At 46.8% G+C, this 17748-nt stretch carries 17 protein-coding genes, 5 tRNA genes, 1 pseudogene and 1 riboswitch; of the genes and pseudogenes, 13 read left to right on the forward strand and 10 right to left on the reverse strand.

What is annotated here, in order from left to right; all coding sequences use genetic code 11:
- The first annotated feature begins 1 nt into the window (after position 1).
- The 6 genes from OCU14_RS10375 (at position 2) to OCU14_RS10400 (ending at position 1747) form a co-directional block, all read left to right on the forward strand.
- A tRNA-Tyr gene (locus OCU14_RS10375) sits at positions 2–76 on the forward strand.
- A 4-nt stretch (positions 77–80) separates the two neighbouring features.
- Positions 81–151 (forward strand) — tRNA-Trp (locus tag OCU14_RS10380).
- 14 nt (positions 152–165) lie between these two features.
- A tRNA-His gene (locus OCU14_RS10385) sits at positions 166–238 on the forward strand.
- Between the two features lie 58 nt (positions 239–296).
- Positions 297–367 (forward strand) — tRNA-Cys (locus OCU14_RS10390).
- A gap of 32 nt (positions 368–399) precedes the next feature.
- A tRNA-Leu gene (locus OCU14_RS10395) sits at positions 400–484 on the forward strand.
- Between the two features lie 1038 nt (positions 485–1522).
- A complete protein-coding gene (locus tag OCU14_RS10400) occupies positions 1523–1747 on the forward strand; it encodes a transposase (protein WP_261810966.1) in 225 nt (74 codons plus the stop codon).
- A 38-nt stretch (positions 1748–1785) separates the two neighbouring features.
- On the opposite strand, the gene OCU14_RS10405 is transcribed toward OCU14_RS10400, so the two are convergent.
- The 4 genes and pseudogenes from OCU14_RS10405 to OCU14_RS10420 all read right to left on the reverse strand — a co-directional run bounded on the left by OCU14_RS10405 (position 1786) and on the right by OCU14_RS10420 (position 4533).
- Positions 1786–2139 carry a YrdB family protein gene (locus tag OCU14_RS10405; protein ID WP_261810967.1) on the reverse strand — a complete coding sequence of 118 codons (354 nt, stop codon included), beginning with the start codon at positions 2137–2139 and terminating at the stop codon, positions 1786–1788.
- A gap of 544 nt (positions 2140–2683) precedes the next feature.
- A pseudogene (locus OCU14_RS10410) lies at positions 2684–2833 on the reverse strand (IS66 family transposase); the annotation flags it as partial.
- A 418-nt stretch (positions 2834–3251) separates the two neighbouring features.
- Positions 3252–3815, reverse strand: a complete 564-nt coding sequence (locus OCU14_RS10415) for a matrixin family metalloprotease (protein ID WP_261810968.1) — start codon at positions 3813–3815, stop codon at positions 3252–3254.
- A gap of 397 nt (positions 3816–4212) precedes the next feature.
- Positions 4213–4533 carry a heavy metal-binding domain-containing protein gene (locus OCU14_RS10420; RefSeq protein WP_057879085.1) on the reverse strand — a complete coding sequence of 107 codons (321 nt, stop codon included), beginning with the start codon at positions 4531–4533 and terminating at the stop codon, positions 4213–4215.
- A gap of 315 nt (positions 4534–4848) precedes the next feature.
- Here OCU14_RS10420 and OCU14_RS10425 point away from each other — a divergent pair, with 315 nt between their 5' ends.
- Positions 4849–5451 carry a hypothetical protein gene (locus tag OCU14_RS10425; protein WP_261810969.1) on the forward strand — a complete coding sequence of 201 codons (603 nt, stop codon included), beginning with the start codon at positions 4849–4851 and terminating at the stop codon, positions 5449–5451.
- A gap of 46 nt (positions 5452–5497) precedes the next feature.
- On the opposite strand, the gene OCU14_RS10430 is transcribed toward OCU14_RS10425, so the two are convergent.
- Together OCU14_RS10430 and OCU14_RS10435 are read right to left on the reverse strand one after the other, a co-directional pair.
- Positions 5498–5842, reverse strand: a complete 345-nt coding sequence (locus tag OCU14_RS10430) for a hypothetical protein (RefSeq protein ID WP_261810970.1) — start codon at positions 5840–5842, stop codon at positions 5498–5500.
- Positions 5843–5946: 104 nt separating this feature from the next.
- Complete coding sequence (locus OCU14_RS10435; RefSeq protein ID WP_261810971.1) at positions 5947–6657, reverse strand: hypothetical protein; 711 nt, start codon at positions 6655–6657, stop codon at positions 5947–5949.
- Positions 6658–6783: 126 nt separating this feature from the next.
- Positions 6784–6902: riboswitch (SMK box riboswitch) on the forward strand.
- Here OCU14_RS10435 and metK point away from each other — a divergent pair.
- The 3 genes from metK to OCU14_RS10450 all read left to right on the forward strand — a co-directional run bounded on the left by metK (position 6900) and on the right by OCU14_RS10450 (position 10146).
- Positions 6900–8087, forward strand: coding sequence for a methionine adenosyltransferase (gene metK / locus OCU14_RS10440; protein ID WP_261810972.1), 1188 nt, complete (start codon positions 6900–6902; stop codon positions 8085–8087). (Overlaps the previous riboswitch by 3 nt.)
- A 187-nt stretch (positions 8088–8274) precedes the next feature.
- The gene (locus OCU14_RS10445; RefSeq protein WP_261810973.1) at positions 8275–9756 is read left to right on the forward strand and encodes an MDR family MFS transporter; all 1482 of its coding nucleotides are present in this window, start codon (positions 8275–8277) and stop codon (positions 9754–9756) included.
- 66 nt (positions 9757–9822) lie between these two features.
- The gene (locus OCU14_RS10450) at positions 9823–10146 is read left to right on the forward strand and encodes a DUF960 domain-containing protein (RefSeq protein WP_057879091.1); all 324 of its coding nucleotides are present in this window, start codon (positions 9823–9825) and stop codon (positions 10144–10146) included.
- A 108-nt stretch (positions 10147–10254) separates the two neighbouring features.
- On the opposite strand, the gene OCU14_RS10455 is transcribed toward OCU14_RS10450, so the two are convergent.
- Positions 10255–10902: a deoxynucleoside kinase gene (locus OCU14_RS10455; RefSeq protein WP_261810974.1), complete on the reverse strand. Its 648-nt coding sequence runs from the start codon at positions 10900–10902 to the stop codon at positions 10255–10257.
- A 156-nt stretch (positions 10903–11058) separates the two neighbouring features.
- Here OCU14_RS10455 and OCU14_RS10460 point away from each other — a divergent pair, with 156 nt between their 5' ends.
- The gene (locus tag OCU14_RS10460) at positions 11059–11829 is read left to right on the forward strand and encodes a Cof-type HAD-IIB family hydrolase (protein WP_261810975.1); all 771 of its coding nucleotides are present in this window, start codon (positions 11059–11061) and stop codon (positions 11827–11829) included.
- 194 nt (positions 11830–12023) lie between these two features.
- On the opposite strand, the gene pgmB is transcribed toward OCU14_RS10460, so the two are convergent.
- Together pgmB and OCU14_RS10470 are read right to left on the reverse strand one after the other, a co-directional pair.
- Complete coding sequence (gene pgmB / locus OCU14_RS10465) at positions 12024–12695, reverse strand: beta-phosphoglucomutase (protein WP_261810976.1); 672 nt, start codon at positions 12693–12695, stop codon at positions 12024–12026.
- A 13-nt stretch (positions 12696–12708) separates the two neighbouring features.
- Positions 12709–15426: a glycoside hydrolase family 65 protein gene (locus OCU14_RS10470; protein WP_261810977.1), complete on the reverse strand. Its 2718-nt coding sequence runs from the start codon at positions 15424–15426 to the stop codon at positions 12709–12711.
- 268 nt (positions 15427–15694) lie between these two features.
- Between OCU14_RS10470 and OCU14_RS10475 the strand changes: the two genes are divergently transcribed.
- Together OCU14_RS10475 and OCU14_RS10480 are read left to right on the forward strand one after the other, a co-directional pair.
- On the forward strand, positions 15695–15964 hold the full coding sequence (locus OCU14_RS10475; RefSeq protein WP_261810978.1) for a hypothetical protein: 270 nt from the start codon (positions 15695–15697) through the stop codon (positions 15962–15964).
- 299 nt (positions 15965–16263) lie between these two features.
- A complete protein-coding gene (locus tag OCU14_RS10480) occupies positions 16264–16938 on the forward strand; it encodes a type II CAAX endopeptidase family protein (RefSeq protein WP_261810979.1) in 675 nt (224 codons plus the stop codon).
- 214 nt (positions 16939–17152) lie between these two features.
- Here OCU14_RS10480 and OCU14_RS10485 read toward each other — a convergent pair whose 3' ends face one another.
- Positions 17153–17632, reverse strand: a complete 480-nt coding sequence (locus tag OCU14_RS10485; RefSeq protein ID WP_261810980.1) for a MarR family winged helix-turn-helix transcriptional regulator — start codon at positions 17630–17632, stop codon at positions 17153–17155.
- Positions 17633–17748 lie beyond the last annotated feature (116 nt).

The following is a 17748-nucleotide window of genomic DNA, read 5'->3' on the forward strand; positions in this document are numbered from 1 at the left end:
TAGCGAAGTCTGGCTAAACGCGGCGGACTGTAAATCCGCTCCTTCGGGTTCGGTGGTTCGAATCCACTCCCCACCATCATAGGGATATAGTTCAATGGTAGAACAACGGTCTCCAAAACCGTCGATGTGGGTTCAACTCCTACTATCCCTGTTTGTAATGTAATGGCGGTATTGGTGAAGTGGTTAACACACCGGATTGTGGTTCCGGCACGCGTGGGTTCGATTCCCACATACCGCCCTTAGGATTGGGCATCTTGATTTATTAGCTGATCCAATCAGATTGGATAGGCGATTATGGTGGTATAGCCAAGTGGTAAGGCAGAGGTCTGCAAAACCTTCATCGTCGGTTCAAATCCGATTACCACCTTTGACTGGGTGTATCCAATCAGTATTTTTTTTGCCGGAGTGGCGGAACTGGCAGACGCGCTGGACTCAAAATCCAGTGACCGTTGAGGTCGTGTGGGTTCGAACCCCACCTCCGGTATCACAAGCAAGACACGGAATTTTTTTAAAGTCTCAAACGTTGATTTGTCGGCGTTTGAGACTTTTTATTTTACCCCGTAATTAGCTATTTTGGTGTGTTTTCACGAAAACTGCTACCGAATTGCTACCTATCGAGCTTGAATGACTACCCTAAGGTAGCAATTTAGAGTCAGTCCGGCATGAAGGACATTAGAAGATGTGACCTGGCCGTTTTAGAAGGGAAGCCTAAGGTAAACCGCTCCCGTTTCGGTAAGCTACAGAACAGCAGCTGTAAATTTCTATTAGTAATGGAGGCAACGCAACGTACACGTCCCTTATACGGTGCCAAATGACCTCGGCAGGCCAATGCTGATGGCATTGGCCTGGCCTATCCAATCTTGTCACATTAGCCAGGTGCTTATTTGAGCGTTGCAATAACTGGTATCTGGTGGTGGCCCATTGCTAGCGGACACTTACGGATGACACTGGCCGCCTATAGGGCTCTCACATTAGATATGACGAGGCTAAATGAAGACAGGGTTTCTTCCTGTGCCGGAGTCTGGTGTAGTCACTGGAGGTACTTCTAGGCATCGCTGAGACCACTGGTATGTTGCTCTTCGATCGTAAATTCGGAAGCGCAAATATAAAAATAACTAGAGGCTGGAATTAAATCCGGATTCTAGTCACTTTGTTTGGGCAGAGTTATTTGAAAAGATAGTGGACTGTAGACTTCGCAGAGCTGTAATTATTTGATAACAGCTTAAGTGCATGCTTGCCATTGTGTTTGACAGGCTTCAATTCAAATTCTGTTGCATAGGGGCACCTAAGCTCCAATAGCCAGGGTAGAGTTTGTTGCGCTTGATGTACAATTCCTGGTGGCCACGCCAGTAGCCACAGCTAAGGTTGAGATGACTAATTTTGACTTCATATATGTAAATCTCCTCTAAAAAGTAGTTTTAACCTTAATTGACTAGGGCTTGTTTTAAAAGTGAAAATGCATATCGCTTCGTTCGCTTTTCTAAACCTGATATATTATTAGAAAAGAAATGAGGCTGCCATCATGACTAACAATCAACGAAAAATCGAGCTGACTGATAATCAATGGCTAAAAATTGAACCCTTATTCCCAAAACAAGTGACTGGTCGACCGGCAAAAAGTAATCGTTTGATGCTTGAAGCCATGATTTTTATTGGTCGAACTGGGACGCCATGGCGTGACTTGGATTGTGAGTATGGTCCTTGGCAAACCTGCTATTCACGTTTTCGAATATTTTTATTTGCATAATTTTTTCGCCCTTGTATTTTTGATAAACATTTTCCATTTCATAAACTACTGCCATATATTTCATCTCCAATGTGTGCCATTATTGCATTCAGACCAACAACAACTCCATATACAATCCCTACACGAACTGACATTTTAGTTAGTATCATATAATCACAGAGGCCAAAAATGATAATCTCAACCATTATTCTCAAAAGTAGGCCAACTCTGTTTGGTGATAAAGGAGCCATATAAATAGACCAAATCACATAAATTGCAATTGGCACTAGAATCCCCATCAGTAAATTAAGTGGTAACTTATATTTTGTAAAACCTACAGAAGCTACTGTTACTAGAGTTATCATTTCTACTAAGAATCTTAACAGCGCATTAATTTGAAAAAGAATATGCATTTAGCTCAACTCCTTTAAAAAATTCAAGATTTGTTTTCTACCATTCTCGAACCCGTTTGATTCATGCATTTTTTTGGACATATCTTTCACGTTTTTTTGGAGTTATATTGTCCCATTGCTGGCCAAATAGCAAATAAAATTTTTTCCATTTTACAACCCCTTTCCGTCTTTGCATAACTCAAAACAATGGTACTAATATTTAGTTATAATAGTCATCTATCACGCGGTCAGAATACTACACTCGACGAGTGATTATCAAAACAGTACGCCTATTAACATAGTATTAATCTACTTAATTTACTTAAAGACATGGGATAAATTAACACTACCAACTACAAAAACGTAAGCACCCCGTCTTGAAATGTAAAAAATGTGGCGTCCTCGTTTTTTGAGGACGCCACATTTGCTTCTGACTTACGCTACCTGTGTCAGCTTGGTAATCATGTTTTTGTAATTCCATGGCAAATAAGCCGTCAACCATGTCCCATTCGCAAAAGTTGGTAGTTTTGGAATCATTTCTAGCAGATATTGAATTTAGTCGTACTAGGTTGATATCATTAGCTTTAGCAGATTCAATGATGCTCATCCAAATGGCGGTCGCTTTGGCACCGGCCTGGCTAGTGCTAAAGAGCCAATTTTTTCGACCAATCACCAAGCTTTTCATATTGCGTTCGGCCGCGTTATTGCTTAAACTAGCTTAATTACAGATTTTACTTATTGTTGCGTAAAGCGAACAATTGGACGCAGCTGTTGAAAGGGATCACTAGGGACTGTTGATGCCAACAAGGTCTTACAGGCGTAGTCATTCATTCGGATCTAAGGTCCTTTTGATGCACTTCAACTGGGGACTTGGTTAATGTAAGAGTACGCAGCCAAGTTAGCATCTCAAGCAGGAGGAGATGAGCAAAACGGCATATAAAGCCCATTTAAGGCCAGCATTGTCAATGGGGGATAATTGCTCATTCTTGGTCTAAGAGAGCCAACATGACGACCTAAGAGGGGAGAAGTGTTCGGACCATTGGCACGGCCATCAAAATTTAGATAAATAAAAAAACCTAGCTGGACTGGCTAGGTTTTTTCGCAGGTTTTGTTCGAAAATTGTTTTAAAATGATTAGTCTTCGTAGGCTGATTGTAAACCAACCTTGTCTTGGTGGTCGATTGAAGCGTAACGGTCGGAGGCATACATAACACTGTCTTCACTCTTGGAGTGGCTTAAGCCAATGGCGTGACCAATTTCATGAGTTGCGACGTTCGTCCGTTGGTTCTTGGAGTACTTGTACTTGGATAAGAGGCTCCGGTTAAGAGTAGAGGTTGCAGAAACGATTTCGTTGTTGTTATCGCTCTTCTTTAAGTAAGAGTAGTTCGTGTAACCGGCAAGTTTACCGCTCTTGGTGCTCAATGACTTGGAAGAGGTTAACGTGATGTCAGCCTTTTCACCAGACTTGGCAGCTCTTAACTGAACCACACCAACTTTGTTCCAACGCTTAACGGCGTTCTTCCAAACACCCTTGTAATAGGAAGAGGTGCTTGCGGTCTTGTATGTAATCGTGGTGTCATCCCAGTGGCCCCAAGAAGGCGTCTTTGAAGCGGCGAGGATGGTGCTGGTAAAACTAGTGAGAGTTAAGACGATGGTTGCAATTACTAAGACTGTCCATTTAACAATTTTCTTTAACATGTTGATAACCTGCTTTCTTTTAATCCATTAAATTCCGAATAATCATTTTTAAGTTGCTCGCTATCTGATTGACTATGGTTAGTATAAAACGAGTAGTGGATCAGTTGGTGAGACATATTAGTGAGTATGGATAGTTTTCAGGGGACAATAATCCGGATGTGGATATAAATGACAAATACATGACAATAAAGTCGCCGAAATGGTTACACATCAAGCTTTCTGGCTATATAGGTAATTCCGTGAAAAGTGGTAGAAAAGTCGCCAAGAGATCAAAAAAAGAGTCACATGAGTTATCCAAGATTGGATGATTCATGTGACTCTTTTATGCTATTGACGATATAATCGGATGATAAGTGACGAACGATTATAACGTTACACAAAGTGAATGTTGTGGTAATTACCGAAATTTGACAGCGGTTCCGTAAGCGGCTACGGATTGCATATCTTGGCCAATGGAACCGGAATCAAAGCGCATCATAACGACGGCATCTGCTCCCATCGTGACGGCGTTCTGTCGCAGGCGTTCGATGGCAATTTCCCGAGATTCGTTAAGCATCTTCGTGTAATCCTTGATTTCGCCACCCACAACGTTCTTTAGTGAGGCCCCGATATTCCGTAGAACATTTTTGGACTGAGTGGTCAAACCAAAGACTTCGCCTAGAACTTCATAATCTTGGCCGGGAATCTTTTCAGTGGTGGTAACTAAAATTTCTGACATGATGACTCCTCCTCTTGTGTTACTTCCAATATACGCGACTTGTTGTCGGAAGTATATGCAGGCAATCTTTTAAAAAAGTACCAGTGAAATAATATTTATTTATCAATATTAAATGATGCATAAATGGGGGATAAGTGGCTGATTATACGGTCATTTCGGGCCGTACGCGAGAAACAGTGTATGTTCTCAGTCGGTCATGCAACGCCGACTGACCTATACCACACGGCTTATAAATAATACGGGCTATGTATTTGATTGGCGACGTGTTAAGGTACCTTTGGATAGCCAACAAGGGCTACCAATAAGGAGACTTTAATGTCCGACAAAGAAAATGTGACGCCAACTTCAACAAAGTGCCGACACGTTTCCAAAGAGGCAATGATGGAACCCTTGACTAGCGATCAGCGTGATCAGATTGCAAAGTTTTTGGTCTCCCACGCAAGTTACTTGGACATGAAACATCATCTCGAAGATCTCTTGGGTATGTCAGTCAATAATTATCGATTGAAACACTTGTTTTACCGTGACGTGAACGACCTAGTCCACTTTCGACGGCAGTTCTTCTGCTCATTGGGGAACTTCCTCGTGCGAATGGCCGAAGCCCATTATCAACTGGAGCTCTGGGACCGTGAAACGCACCAGAAGCATAGTTTTCCAATTAGTGAGTTGAGCGAGGCAGATCTTGTCACCGTGAATAAGGGGACGGCCGTTGAGACGTTAACTTACGACCTGTATGGTTTTAAGCTACGACGAAAGTTTGACATTGAGCAGGGCCGCCTTTATCGTATCAAAACACAGTTCTATATTGCCGGTAAGGAAGTCGAGCTGATCGATGGCCTCATGTCGCTTCAGCGACGGCTGGATGAGAGCACGCCGTGGTTACAGGCCGGGCTGGTCGGCATTCAAGACTTTACGTAATTTATGCCAAACAAAAAATCCAACCGCTCTGACGGGTTGGATTTTATCAATTTGGTGACGATTGGGCAGTCAACACCGCAACAAGTTGCTCCTGAGTGGCACCTATTTGGCCGTGTAAGAGCTCAGCATGACTAATCGGGATCACGTTAGCTAATCGATTTTGATGGCCACTAGCCGCTAAAATTTGCGAATCAATCACATAGACTTTTCTGGGATCGATGGTTAGGTCCCAGTGATGTTCCGCTTGTACGGAATTTGGAGTGAGTGCGAGCGCGGTGATAAGGCTTTGACAAAATCGATTGATGAGCGCTGCATCAACGATTGGATTACCAGTGAGGGTGGGCTGAAACTTTCCGCTAAGAATATCGCCGATCACTCTGATTTCGGGCATATTTGAATTCCTCCATTGCTTGATGGGCTCATTCTAACACAGCCAAATCACAGGATTTAAGAATTACCGGGAGTTTAGCGAAACTTTAAGTTTATATCAACAGATTAATCAAGAACCAGTAGTCCCAAGATGAGTTGGACCACGCTGGTTGTGACTAGTCGATAACGGACGTTGATGCGACGCTGTAACCACCAGTAACCGACCACTAAGAGAATAGCGACGGCAATCCGCCAGGAGAAGGCTTGGACGACCAGTAACACTACGATCAGGAGTGCTGGCGTGATCAAGGTCAGGCGCCAATCCCAGGCTTCGGGGATGAAGTGAAATTCATAAAAAGCCAGATAGCTAAAGATAATAGGAAGTAATGGCAACATGAACTGCCACGCGAGATAGTGGTTTCGAAGATAAAATAGGATAACTGGCACACCACAGCCACTGAGAGCACTGAAGACAATTAGACCGTACATGGACTGAAGTCCTAACTGGGGAACGCAGACCAGAACGAGGAAGATACAGAGTAAAAGGGCAAAGAGTTGGACCAGTCGATTGTCTGGGGCCGCTAAGAACCCCATGGTTGCGGCGGCTACGACTAAGATGGGACCAATCGTCGACCGGAAATGATGGTTGAGGACCAGGAAACTTCCGGCCGCCAGAAATCCACCATAAACTAATAGGTAGAATTTAACTGAGGTGGATAGGGGAGTTCCTGTGGCAGCGGTCGATCCAGCGACCCACCAGAGAATATTTTGAAAGACGGTGTAAATAAACAATTGCTGAACCGTTCTGTTTTTTAAAAGGGCCATGAATTTAGTCATGGGATCGCTCCATTCGACGAATTATAGTATTGTCTTTAATCTTAGTAATTGTTGCACGCGGGGTCAATCATTCTTTCATACAAAGGGAAGCTTTCTTTTAAGGTTCGGGAATTTATGTTAGAATACTTGAGTTATGAGTCAATTCCCGATAGGATTCACGATTGCTGTGAAGCTGCCTTGTAACCGACTGGCGCGAGATTATCGGTCAACTTGTCGCCAACACTATCTAGGGGGAATATCCATTGCAAGAAAGACATTTATTTACGTCCGAATCCGTTTCGGAGGGCCATCCAGATAAAATTGCTGACCAGATCAGTGATGCCATTCTCGATGCGCTGTTAGCACAAGATCCAGATTCACGGGTAGCCTGTGAGACTTCTGTGACGACTGGGTTGGTCCTGGTCTTTGGGGAAATCTCAACGAAGGCTTATGTGGACATTCAAAAAGTCGTTCGTCAAACAATCAAGGACATTGGTTACACCGACGGTCAATACGGCTTTGACGGCGATAACTGTGCCGTATTAGTAGCGATCGACGAACAATCACCCGACATTGCCCAAGGGGTCGATGACTCCCTGGAAACGCGGAAGGGTGACGAAGATCCATTAGACAAGATTGGTGCCGGCGATCAAGGCCTGATGTTTGGGTATGCTGTCGATGAGACGCCCGAACTCATGCCACTGCCAATCATGTTGAGCCATGCCTTAATGCAACGCATTGCCAGCTTGCGGAAGAATGGAGTCATTGATTACCTCCGTCCCGATGCTAAGGCAGAAGTCACCGTTGAATACGATGACGATGGCAAGCCAATGCGAGTCGACACGGTGGTTTTGAGTACGCAACACGATCCAGACGTCACGTTGGACCAAATTCGTCAGGATGTCATTGACCAGGTGGTTAAGGAAGTTATTCCAGCCAAGTTCTTAGATGACAAGACCAAGTACTTCATTAATCCTACCGGCCGTTTCGTTATCGGGGGTCCTCAAGGGGATGCCGGATTGACGGGGCGGAAGATCATCGTGGATACCTATGGTGGAGCTGCTCACCATGGTGGTGGGGCCTTCTCCGGGAAGGACGCCACGAAGGTTGACCGCTCGGCTAGTTACGCGGCCCGTTACATTGCCAAGAACATTGTGGCTGCTAAGTTAGCCACTGAATGTGAAGTTCAGATTGCCTACGCCATTGGGGTAGCGGAACCCGTTTCCGTTTCCATCAATACGTTTGGCACGGGTGTTGTGAAGGAAAGTAAGCTGGCTGAGGCCGTGCGTGCGATCTTTGACTTACGTCCAGCCGGTATCATTGAGATGCTGGATCTGAAGCGTCCAATTTACAAGCAAACGGCGGCATACGGTCACTTTGGCCGGACCGACGTCGACTTACCTTGGGAACATCTCGACAAGGTAGACGCGTTGAAGGCTGCCTGCAAATAAGCCCAATTAATTGATGAAATCCCGTTACCAGGAAGTTCCTGGTGGCGGGATTTTTGGGTTGGGGGTTGAAATTTAGACGCTCACCCTTGATAATATAAGGTATTACTGTTTTAATACAGACTTGGGAAGTAGCGCAATTGGCTACTCAGTTTCGTTGTGTGGTGGGGCCCAACGGTAGGAGGAAATTATGGTAAAGAAACAAACTAACGTCAAGGTTGTGACGGGGGCCGTCTTCGTCGCTACCTTTATGTCTGCTATCGAAGGCACCATCGTCTCAACCGCCATGCCCACCATCGTCGGTGATCTGCAAGGGGTAGCCCTTATGAATTGGGTCTTCTCAATTTTCTTGCTGACGAGTGCTATCGCCACACCCATCTACGGTAAGCTCGCTGATACGGTTGGTCGTAAGCTGGTCTTCTTAGTCGGCCTATTTATCTTTGTTGTGGGGTCGACGCTGTCGGGGATGTCCCACAGTATGGAAACGCTGATTGCTTGGCGAGCCCTACAAGGGATCGGGGCCGGGGCTATTATGCCCGTGTCCTTTACGATTCTGGCGGATATTTATCCGGTAGAACAGCGCGCCCGGGTCATGGGACTTAACGGGTCCGCCTGGGGAATCGCGGCCGTTGTTGCGCCTTTGTTAGGGGGCTTCATCGTTGATCACCTCAGCTGGCACTGGATCTTCTTCATTAATATTCCTATTGGAATTGTTACCATGGGGTTGATCTGGTTCTATCTGCAAGAGCGCACGGAACGAAAGAAATTCACAATGGATTGGGCCGGCTGTTTCTGGTTGTCACTCGGTCTGTTGGCGCTGATGCTGACCTTCCAACTCCTAGGTGAGGGGCAACTCAACGTGCTGTTCGTCATCCTGGGTTTCTTGATTTCTATTGGGGCCTTCTGGGCTTTCCTACGCCAAGAGAAGCGAACGGCCGATCCGTTGATTCCGTTATCTCTGTTTGCAAACCGAACGTTTGTCGTGCAAAATTTAATCGCCGCATTACTGAGTGGGTTTATTATGGGCTTTGAGGTCTACTTACCCACTTGGACGCAAGGTCTTCTCGGGTTAAAGGCTTCCGAAGCCGGATTTGCGATTACGCCTAGTTCGTTGATGTGGATTGTTGGGTCGTTTATTGCCGGAAAGTTACTCCTGAGCCGTTCCCCATATCAAATTGTGAATATTAGTTTAACGTTAGTGATGATTGGGGCCATTACAATGGCGTTATTACCAGCAACCACACCGTTCTGGTGCTTCTTCGTCATCGCGGGGATCTGTGGGACTGGGTTTGGGATTACCATCACCACGACCACGGTCACCGTCCAGAGCCAAGTTGATGTCGATGAGATTGGGGTTGCAACTTCATTCAACACGTTGTCACGGACGCTCGGACAAACCATGATGGTTTCTATTTTAGGAATTATTATGAACCTTGCCATGACCCGCGGCGTTGCTAATCATCATGGCACGAGTATGGCCATGATGAACAAACTTATCAATCCGCAAACGGCGGTGAGTTTGCCGGCTAACGTTTTACCAACCTTACGTGGGATCTTATATCAGGGCCTACATGCCATCTTTATTGCTGGAGTGATCCTGATTGTGATCTCGTTTGCGGTCAACTTCTTTGACCGTCGTGAGACGCAACACCTGACCGACGACAAGGGGTAATTATTCCCGTTTTGAAAACAGTTACGGTATAATGGTTTTAAACGATCGAGAGTGGAGGCGAAGAAAATGTTTGAAAGTAATCATGCACGTTATGCCAGTTATGGTACCGTTGCGGTCCTACCCGGCGACATGATCGACGCCGTCTGGGATATCATTGACAATGACCTCCAAGGCCTCTTTCCGTTGGCAAATCTGCTAACGTTTAAGCTTCACAATAATCAGGGGATGACGACGTTTGAATATGTTCAGACGGACGACAAACGCGGGGCGGTCAGTGCCGGATTCGACACCGACTTTACCTACGCGCCTCAGTTGCCAGAAACCGTTCTGGCCTATGATGACGGTGATAGCCAAATCATTTTATTGCCATCGGAAACGGCAGATCACTAAAAAAATGTGACAAGAAGAGGGATGCTGCGGCATGCCTCTTTTTTGTCACTTCCGAATCGTAAAAAAACGCCACACCTCTCAATAGGGGGTGTGGCGTTGGTCGTCGGATTAGATGGTTGCGTCTGTCCGAATGTCTTTTAAAGCATCATCAATTTGTTGGAGAACGAGTTCCGTGTTGCCGGGAACGTCCAGGTCGTACTTTTGTAAGTCGATCCGAACCTTAGGACTCACGTCGTAGTCTGCGTACCAGCCTTGGTAAGCGGTCCACATCTTCTTGTAGTAAGCTTCCAGGCTTGGGTTATCGTCGAATTGTTCGTAGTCACGACCACGCTTCTTGATACGGTGAAGAATGGTGTCGAAATCGGCATCCGCATAGACTAATAAGTCAGGGGCCTTCTTTGGCAGTGCACTTAGTTCATTCATCATGTTATCCAGCAGGCTTAAGTAAACTTCCAACTCGGTATCTGTGATGTTCCCTTCGGCGTTATTTTCACGCGTAAAGAGGGCATCTTCATAGATTGAACGGTCCAGAACGTTGTTGTCATCCGCCAACGCCCGTTTAATCATGCTAAAACGTTTGTTGAGGAAGTAAATTTGCAATAAGAAACCGTATTGCTTGGGATTTGCATAGTATAGTGGTAGAACCGGGTTGTCACCAACCGGTTCAAAAAATGCCTTTGTGTCCAAGTGTGATGCAATCTTTCCAGTAAGAGTCGTCTTGCCGACGCCAATCATTCCAGCTGTAATTATCACCATGATAGCCCCTCTTTTATCAAATATACAAGATATAGTGTACCATAAAAAAACTGGCTACTACATTTGCTTGACAGATATTTTTTCGCCATTTCGTGAAGTTTGGTCATTGTTGTATAATAGACTCGTTGGTATAAGTGGATTAGGAGGTTGAACGAGATGTATCAAGCAATCGTCTTTTTTGATTTGGATGGTACGTTATTTGACGATAACAAGAACGTTTTACCGACAAGTATCGCCGCCATTCACGAAATGCAACAACATCATATTCTACCAGTTATTGCCACTGGAAGAAACATTTTTGAAATTCAATATGTGCTCGATGCCACGAACATCGACGCTGTGGTCAGTGCCAATGGGAGTTACGTCCAGTATCAGGGTAAGCGGCTCACGGCTGCGGTGATTCCACAAACGGAACTCGCTGCGATTACCGCCTTTGCCAATGAGCAGGGGGATCCCTTGGGTTACTTCAATAACCAGGGCTTTCGGTTAAGCCAGGCCAACCAGGATACGACCGATAACTTCAAGTTATTGCGGTTGGATGCGAAAGTTGATCCGACCTGGTATCAGACCCAGGAGATTAACTTTCTCAATGTCTTCAATCGTGATAACGAAGCCCCATACCGGGAAAAGTTTGCCGGAGAGCTGTCCTTTGTCCGCAACAATCCGCGGGCACTCGATACGATGGCAACAGGGATTAGCAAACAGACTGGAATTCGAACCTTCCTGAAAGAGGCCGGATTGCAGGATGTGAAGACCTATGCCTTTGGGGATGGGCTAAACGACCTGCAAATGTTCGATGAGGTCGACGTGCCAATTTCCATGGCTAACGGGGTCTTTCAGGCGAAGAACAAGGCAGCCTACGTGACAGGTAGCAATATGGATGATGGCATCGTCCAAGGGATCCGGCACTTTGGACTCATTCACTAAATTTAACGAGAGTGTGACAACAGGCGGTTAGTCAATGAGCATTAACGTCGCTAGACGAATAATCCCGGTCTTGGATTGTTTGTCTAGCGGGGTTAAGCGGAGTTGACTGCCTTTTGTCACACGTTTCGACTATAGACGTTCGGAGCGCAAGAAGGGCCTGAGACTTTTGTCTCAGGCCCTTCGTTTTCACAAGATTAACCTAATTTTTTCGCAATATTTTCGAGCGTGACGCTAGCCGTGTCGGCAAAGACCATGTCGGCAGCTGCCAATTCGTGGGCATCCCCGATACCGAGGGAAACCTCACCGGCAGCGTTGATGGCTTGGACACCAGCAGCGGCATCTTCCACCCCGATACACTGAGCGGGGTCAAGGTTGAGAACCTGGGCACCCTTGGTGTAAATTTCGGGATCCGGCTTGCCGTGGGTCAGACTGGCTGGATCAACGACCTTGGGGAAGTAGTCGGCCAGCTGAAGCTTATCGAGAACCCGTGGGGCGTTCTTGGAGGCCGAAGCGAGAGAGAGTTGATAGCCCTTAGCTCGGAGGTTATCTAGAAAGGCCTTCATGCCTGGCAAAATGTTGGCAGGGGTCATCTTGTTAACCTCGGCAACATAATTGTCATTCTTCTGAGTGGCCAAGGCCACCTTCTGGTCTTGGGTGTAGTCGTTTTCCTTGTGACCAGCCTTCAGAATCATCTCGAGCGAATCCATGCGACTGATTCCTTTGAGGCCGTTGGCCAGGTCATCATTCCAGCTCACCCCAAGGGAGTCGGCGAGTTGGTGCCAGGCGTTACCGTGCAAGACGGAAGTGTCCGTAATGACCCCATCTAAGTCAAAAACAAAACCCTTAATATCCGCAAATTTAGTCATCATTGAAAACTCCTTAATATGAAATAGTTTGTGTTTGATTTGGTTTTAACGTGATCTCTTGGTCACCAATCGTTAAGACGGCTGCTTTATCTGCCGTGACTTGAACGTGCTGGTGGTCAATCGTGAAATGATACCGTGTTCCCCGAACCAGTTGCGCGAAGTCCAACTGTTGCCAAGTTGCTGGCAGGTGAGGGTTAACGGACAGCTTAGGCGCTAAGATATCTACCCCTGCGTAGTGCCGGGTAGTCATGAGGGTAACGGCTCCCATGACGCCCAGGTGAATGCCTTCGGCAGTGGTCCCACCTTGAATGTCGTAATAGTCCGATAGGAGGGCCTGTGAGAAGAGTTTCCACGACTGGTCCATGTTACCCGCCATTGCCGTTAGAACGGCGTAGACAATACGAGAGAGGGTGGATCCATGGGTGGTTCGGTCCAGGTAGAACTGAAGGTTCTTGTCGAAGGCACCCTTTGGTAGGTGATAGCCCAATTGATCCAAAAGCCCGAAGACCTGTTGCTCATCGAGACTGTAGAAAGCCATCAACGCATCGGCTTGTTTGGCAACCTGGTAGGCATCGGGCGTCTTACCCTCGGCCTTTAAGATCCGGTCCATCCGGGAGATATCGCCGTACTTCTTCTGATATTTAGCGAAGTCGAGGCGGGGAAGCTTGAAGTACCCGGCAAACTGGCCGATGATCCCGGCTGGGCTGATATCGAGACGGAGATGGTGACTCACGTCCTTCAACTGGTCGGTTGTCTTAGCCGTCCAGCCAGTCTTCTGGTCACTAGCAGCGACCGCCTTAGCAGGCAGTTCGTGACGCAAAGTCCGCACTTGATTGAAGAGCCAGGTGACCATGAGATTGGTATACGCGTTATCTGCGAGACCGGTACTGTCGGCATTCGGATAGTTTTCGTGGAACTCGTCTGGCCCCATGACCCGGTCGATGGTGTAGCGATGGGTCTGTGAATTTAATTTGGCCCGGCTGAGCCAGAACTTGGAAATTTCACTCAACATCTCTAAACCATAAGCGGTCATGAAGCTTTGATCTCCCGTGATATGGGTGTACATGATGACATTGTAAGCCACGGCTAAGGACACGTGACGCTGGAGGGAAGAATAGTCCGGATCCCAGGAATTGGTCAGGGGATTCAGGTGGACGATTTGTGATTGCTCGTCACCTAACTCACCAGACTGCCAAGGATACATGGCCCCATCGTCACCATCGGCCTGAGCGTTTTTCTTGGCCTCGTCTAGCCGGCGATAACGATACATGAGGAGTTGTTTAGCCAGCTCGGGATCATGCAGCGCGTAGACGGGGAGATCGAACATTTCATCCCAGAAGACATGTCCCCGATAAGCTTCACCGTCGAGTCCCCGTGCATTGACAGAGGCATCGATTTTGCCTGAGGCAATGGCTTGGGTGGCCGAGAAGAGGTGGTACAGGTTGACCCGCGTTAACTTCTGCGCGGTAATATCGCCAGTGATTTGGATGTCAGCCCCGTGCCAGCGCTTTTCCCAATAGTGAGTATTGCTGGTGAGGGTGTCGGCGAAGCTTGCGGCATTAATTTCTGTCGCTGCCGCTTGGTCCAGGGGACTGGTCGTTTCACGGCCGGTAAAGAAGACCACATTTTTTTCAAAGGTATACGTTTGATTTGGTTGAACCGCGGCCGAACGCATCTGTTGAATGTGCTGTTCGGCATGGGACCGGGTGTCAACGGGGGCATCTAGCGCCTCGCCGGGGCCGGTCAGTTGTGATCCAAAGATGAAGGGAACCTTGGACGATTGGGTCTGACCCTCTAAGAAGAGCGTATCGGGTTGACGACTGGTACCCGTAACCTGGATGTGGCGCTGATTGAAGGCCCGGTAGCGTTCAACATTGCTGTTGACGACACTGCCGTCGATTTCAGAATAGATCTGAAGCGACCCAGAAAAGTTGAGTGGGGTCACGCTGTAGCGGATGGCTAAGCGATGCCAGTCCGTCATGTTGGCTAGTTTCGTGGTTTTGATCTGTAGCGCATGGCCGGTGGAAAGTTGAACCAACATGGTTGTGGTCAAGGCACCGGTATGCAGATCCAGACTACGATAGATATCCTGAATATCACTGGACCGAATCTGAAATGGATTTTGATGATCCACCCCAAACGTTAGGGCCTGGGCATTTGGCAGGTTGACCAGGTCTTCATTGACGACCTGACGTCCGTTGATATTCGTTGTCAATTGATCATACAAGCCGGCCGTGTACATGCCAGGATAGTTGTCAGTGTCTGCGTGAGCTTCGGTATAAGCCCCACGCAGGCCGAAGAACCCGTTACCCACGGTTAACATGGCCTCTTGTCCGTAGTTCCGTTTACCCGCATATTGGCCGTAGTAATCCAAGTGCCAGCTGAGGTACTCACGTTTGCTAGCCAGGGCATGTTCCAGTCCCTGGTCCGCAATGGCTTGGCTGCTGACTACGGGGATGTTTAGCATGTTGGTAATGGCTAAACCAATATCAATCCGTTGGTGGTTAATCCCGACAACGGTGTCGGAGAAGGGATAACTCAGGGCGTTATCGACCACTGCGGCATCCACGTCAAGACCCACTAAGCGTACTCGTAAATTCTCAAGATTTTCGCCGATGCTTTGGTCAGTGTTATATGCGATAGTGAACTCGCGCTGCGCCTCCGGTTTGCCGGCAGGGGCATAGCTGACCTGAAGAGCGTCATCTGAAACGTGTAACGTAATAATTTTCAAACCCAATCGTCTTCCTTTCTATTAATTATTTGCACAATCATTCACTATTAATCTTAGGCTACCCCCTGGTAATTAGCAATTATTCTCCCTCTGTCGGTGTGAAATAAATATTATTATAAAGGCCGGTTTCATGCAAATGCAAGCGATTGCACATGTTTGGACCTGGTTCGCTGAGTGACTATTCCAACCGGAGCAAAGAAAAGAGATTGTGAGAACCTGTGAAAACGTGGTAAGATTTGACCAATGAGAACTGAGAGGGAGAGGCGACGTGGGAAAATTCATTCGGACCGTGAGTTTAATTGTGAGTTTAACGGTGGTGATTATTCTAGCGACGGTGTGGATTGCCGTGCATTGGGTTACTGGAATCTGGGCTCAGGCAGCCGTGAGCTTAGTGGGATTCACTCTAGCAACGGTGTGGGATTGCAGAATTCTTTTTAAGCGTTGGGCAGTCATTGCCCCTATGCTCCAACGCACCCCTAAGAAGGAAAAGATGGCGGATTCAGAAGAAAAAACGACACAAAAAAAGCCATTACGATAAGTCGCAATGGCCAAAGAGTAAGGTTACAACATAATTGGGGGATTATGCTGTAAAAATTTCATCTACTTTGGGGGAGTAAAATGAAATCGTCTGTTGAATGAGGACAGAAGCCTCACGCGCAAGTCGAGACTTAACTCAAACTTGCCCGCAACCATATAGTAACCCATAATGAGAAAAAATGCCATTAAAAAATTAATATTGAGAAAAATGGGTTTTGCTGACTAATTAGAAGTAACGGATCGTGGGATTCTGCGGGCCGTTCCACGGTTAGTTAAGCGAGCCAACAAAGGATGGATAGTGTGAATAGTACACAAAAACAAAACTTTATTAACATTGGGTGGTTCCTGGTCATGCTCATTCTGGTCACGATTGTCCAGATTCCCTTAGCTTTTTTAAGTCGTGGGGCTAGCTGGCAACGTGGATTATGGGCCGTTGTTTATGCCGCCGGCTTTCTGGTGGCGATTGCCATTGGCTTGTGGATCTATCGGCGGATCGTCCCTGGTAAGTGGCAACGACTGACTGGCCAAGACTGGCGACTCATGGTGAAGGGCTACGTCTTTATGATGGTGGTTGAAATGAGCCTAAACATTGTGAATATGTTGGCTTTTAAGGAAACTAGTACGAAGAACAATGACCTCATTGCAACAATTCTCGGTAAGAGTCCCTTGTCCTTAATCATGTTGAGCCTGACGGCGGTGTTAGCGTCACCCGTTCTGGAGGAGTTAACTTTTCGGGGAATTTTGGTGAGTGGCTGTTTCTCTAAGGAGCGTTTTTGGTTACCGGTTGTCGCGAGTGGCATTGTCTTCTCGTTAGTTCATCAAAGTGACAATCCGATCAGTTGGCTCATCTATGCCATCATGGGGGGGACCTTCGCCTACGTCTATCGCAAGACTGGTAAGCTCCAAACCACGATTTTTATGCACGGTTTTAATAATTTAATTGCCATGTTGCTCATGGTGACGGCGATTCATTAAAGAGTGTGACCAAAGGCGGTTAGTCAATGAGCATTAATGTCGATAGACGAATAATCCCGGTCTTGGATTGTTTGTCTATCGGGGTTAAGCGGAGTTGACTGCCTTTTGTCACACGTTTCGACTATAGATGTTTGGAGCGCAAGAAATGGCCTGAGACTTTTGTCACAGGCCCGATTCATTAAAAAAGCTTAGCGGTTACTAGCCGCTAAGCTTTTTAATTGTCGCTATCGATGTTTTTGGTAATCAGTCGCTGACGACTGACCGTATCTAATTGGGACTTAACAGTGGCCAATTCAGCCATTGTGTCATCGATTTCCTTGTCGGTCATTCCCAATAAGGTTTGACATTGACCGATTCGAGCATAGACCTCTTCGCGTTTGGCAGTGGCCATTTCGGTTAAGTGAATTAACACCTGGCGTTCATCGGTTTGACTACGAACACGACTCACCCAACCCTGTTTTTCCAGACGCTTTAACAGAGGAGTTAATGTGCCGCTATCTAATTCCAAGCGTTCACCGAGTTGGTGAACGGTCAGTGGAGCATCCTCCCATAGAACCAACATCGCAATGTATTGCGGGTAGGTCAGGCTAAATGGGGCAAGGGCACTCTGATAGAAGTGGTTAAACTTCTTGCTAGCGGAATAGATCGAGAAGCAAAGTTGCTGGTCGAGTAAGACTGGCGGAACCTTTGACATGGCGCAGGCCTCCTTTCGAATACTTTCAGAATATTGTATACGGGAGATTGTAAAATATAACCGAACACTTGTAGACAAAAAAGCCCATAGAGGCCTTTAATAGAATTACCACAACA

Source organism: Levilactobacillus humaensis (genome assembly GCF_024345185.1).
Lineage (GTDB): Bacteria > Bacillota > Bacilli > Lactobacillales > Lactobacillaceae > Levilactobacillus > Levilactobacillus humaensis.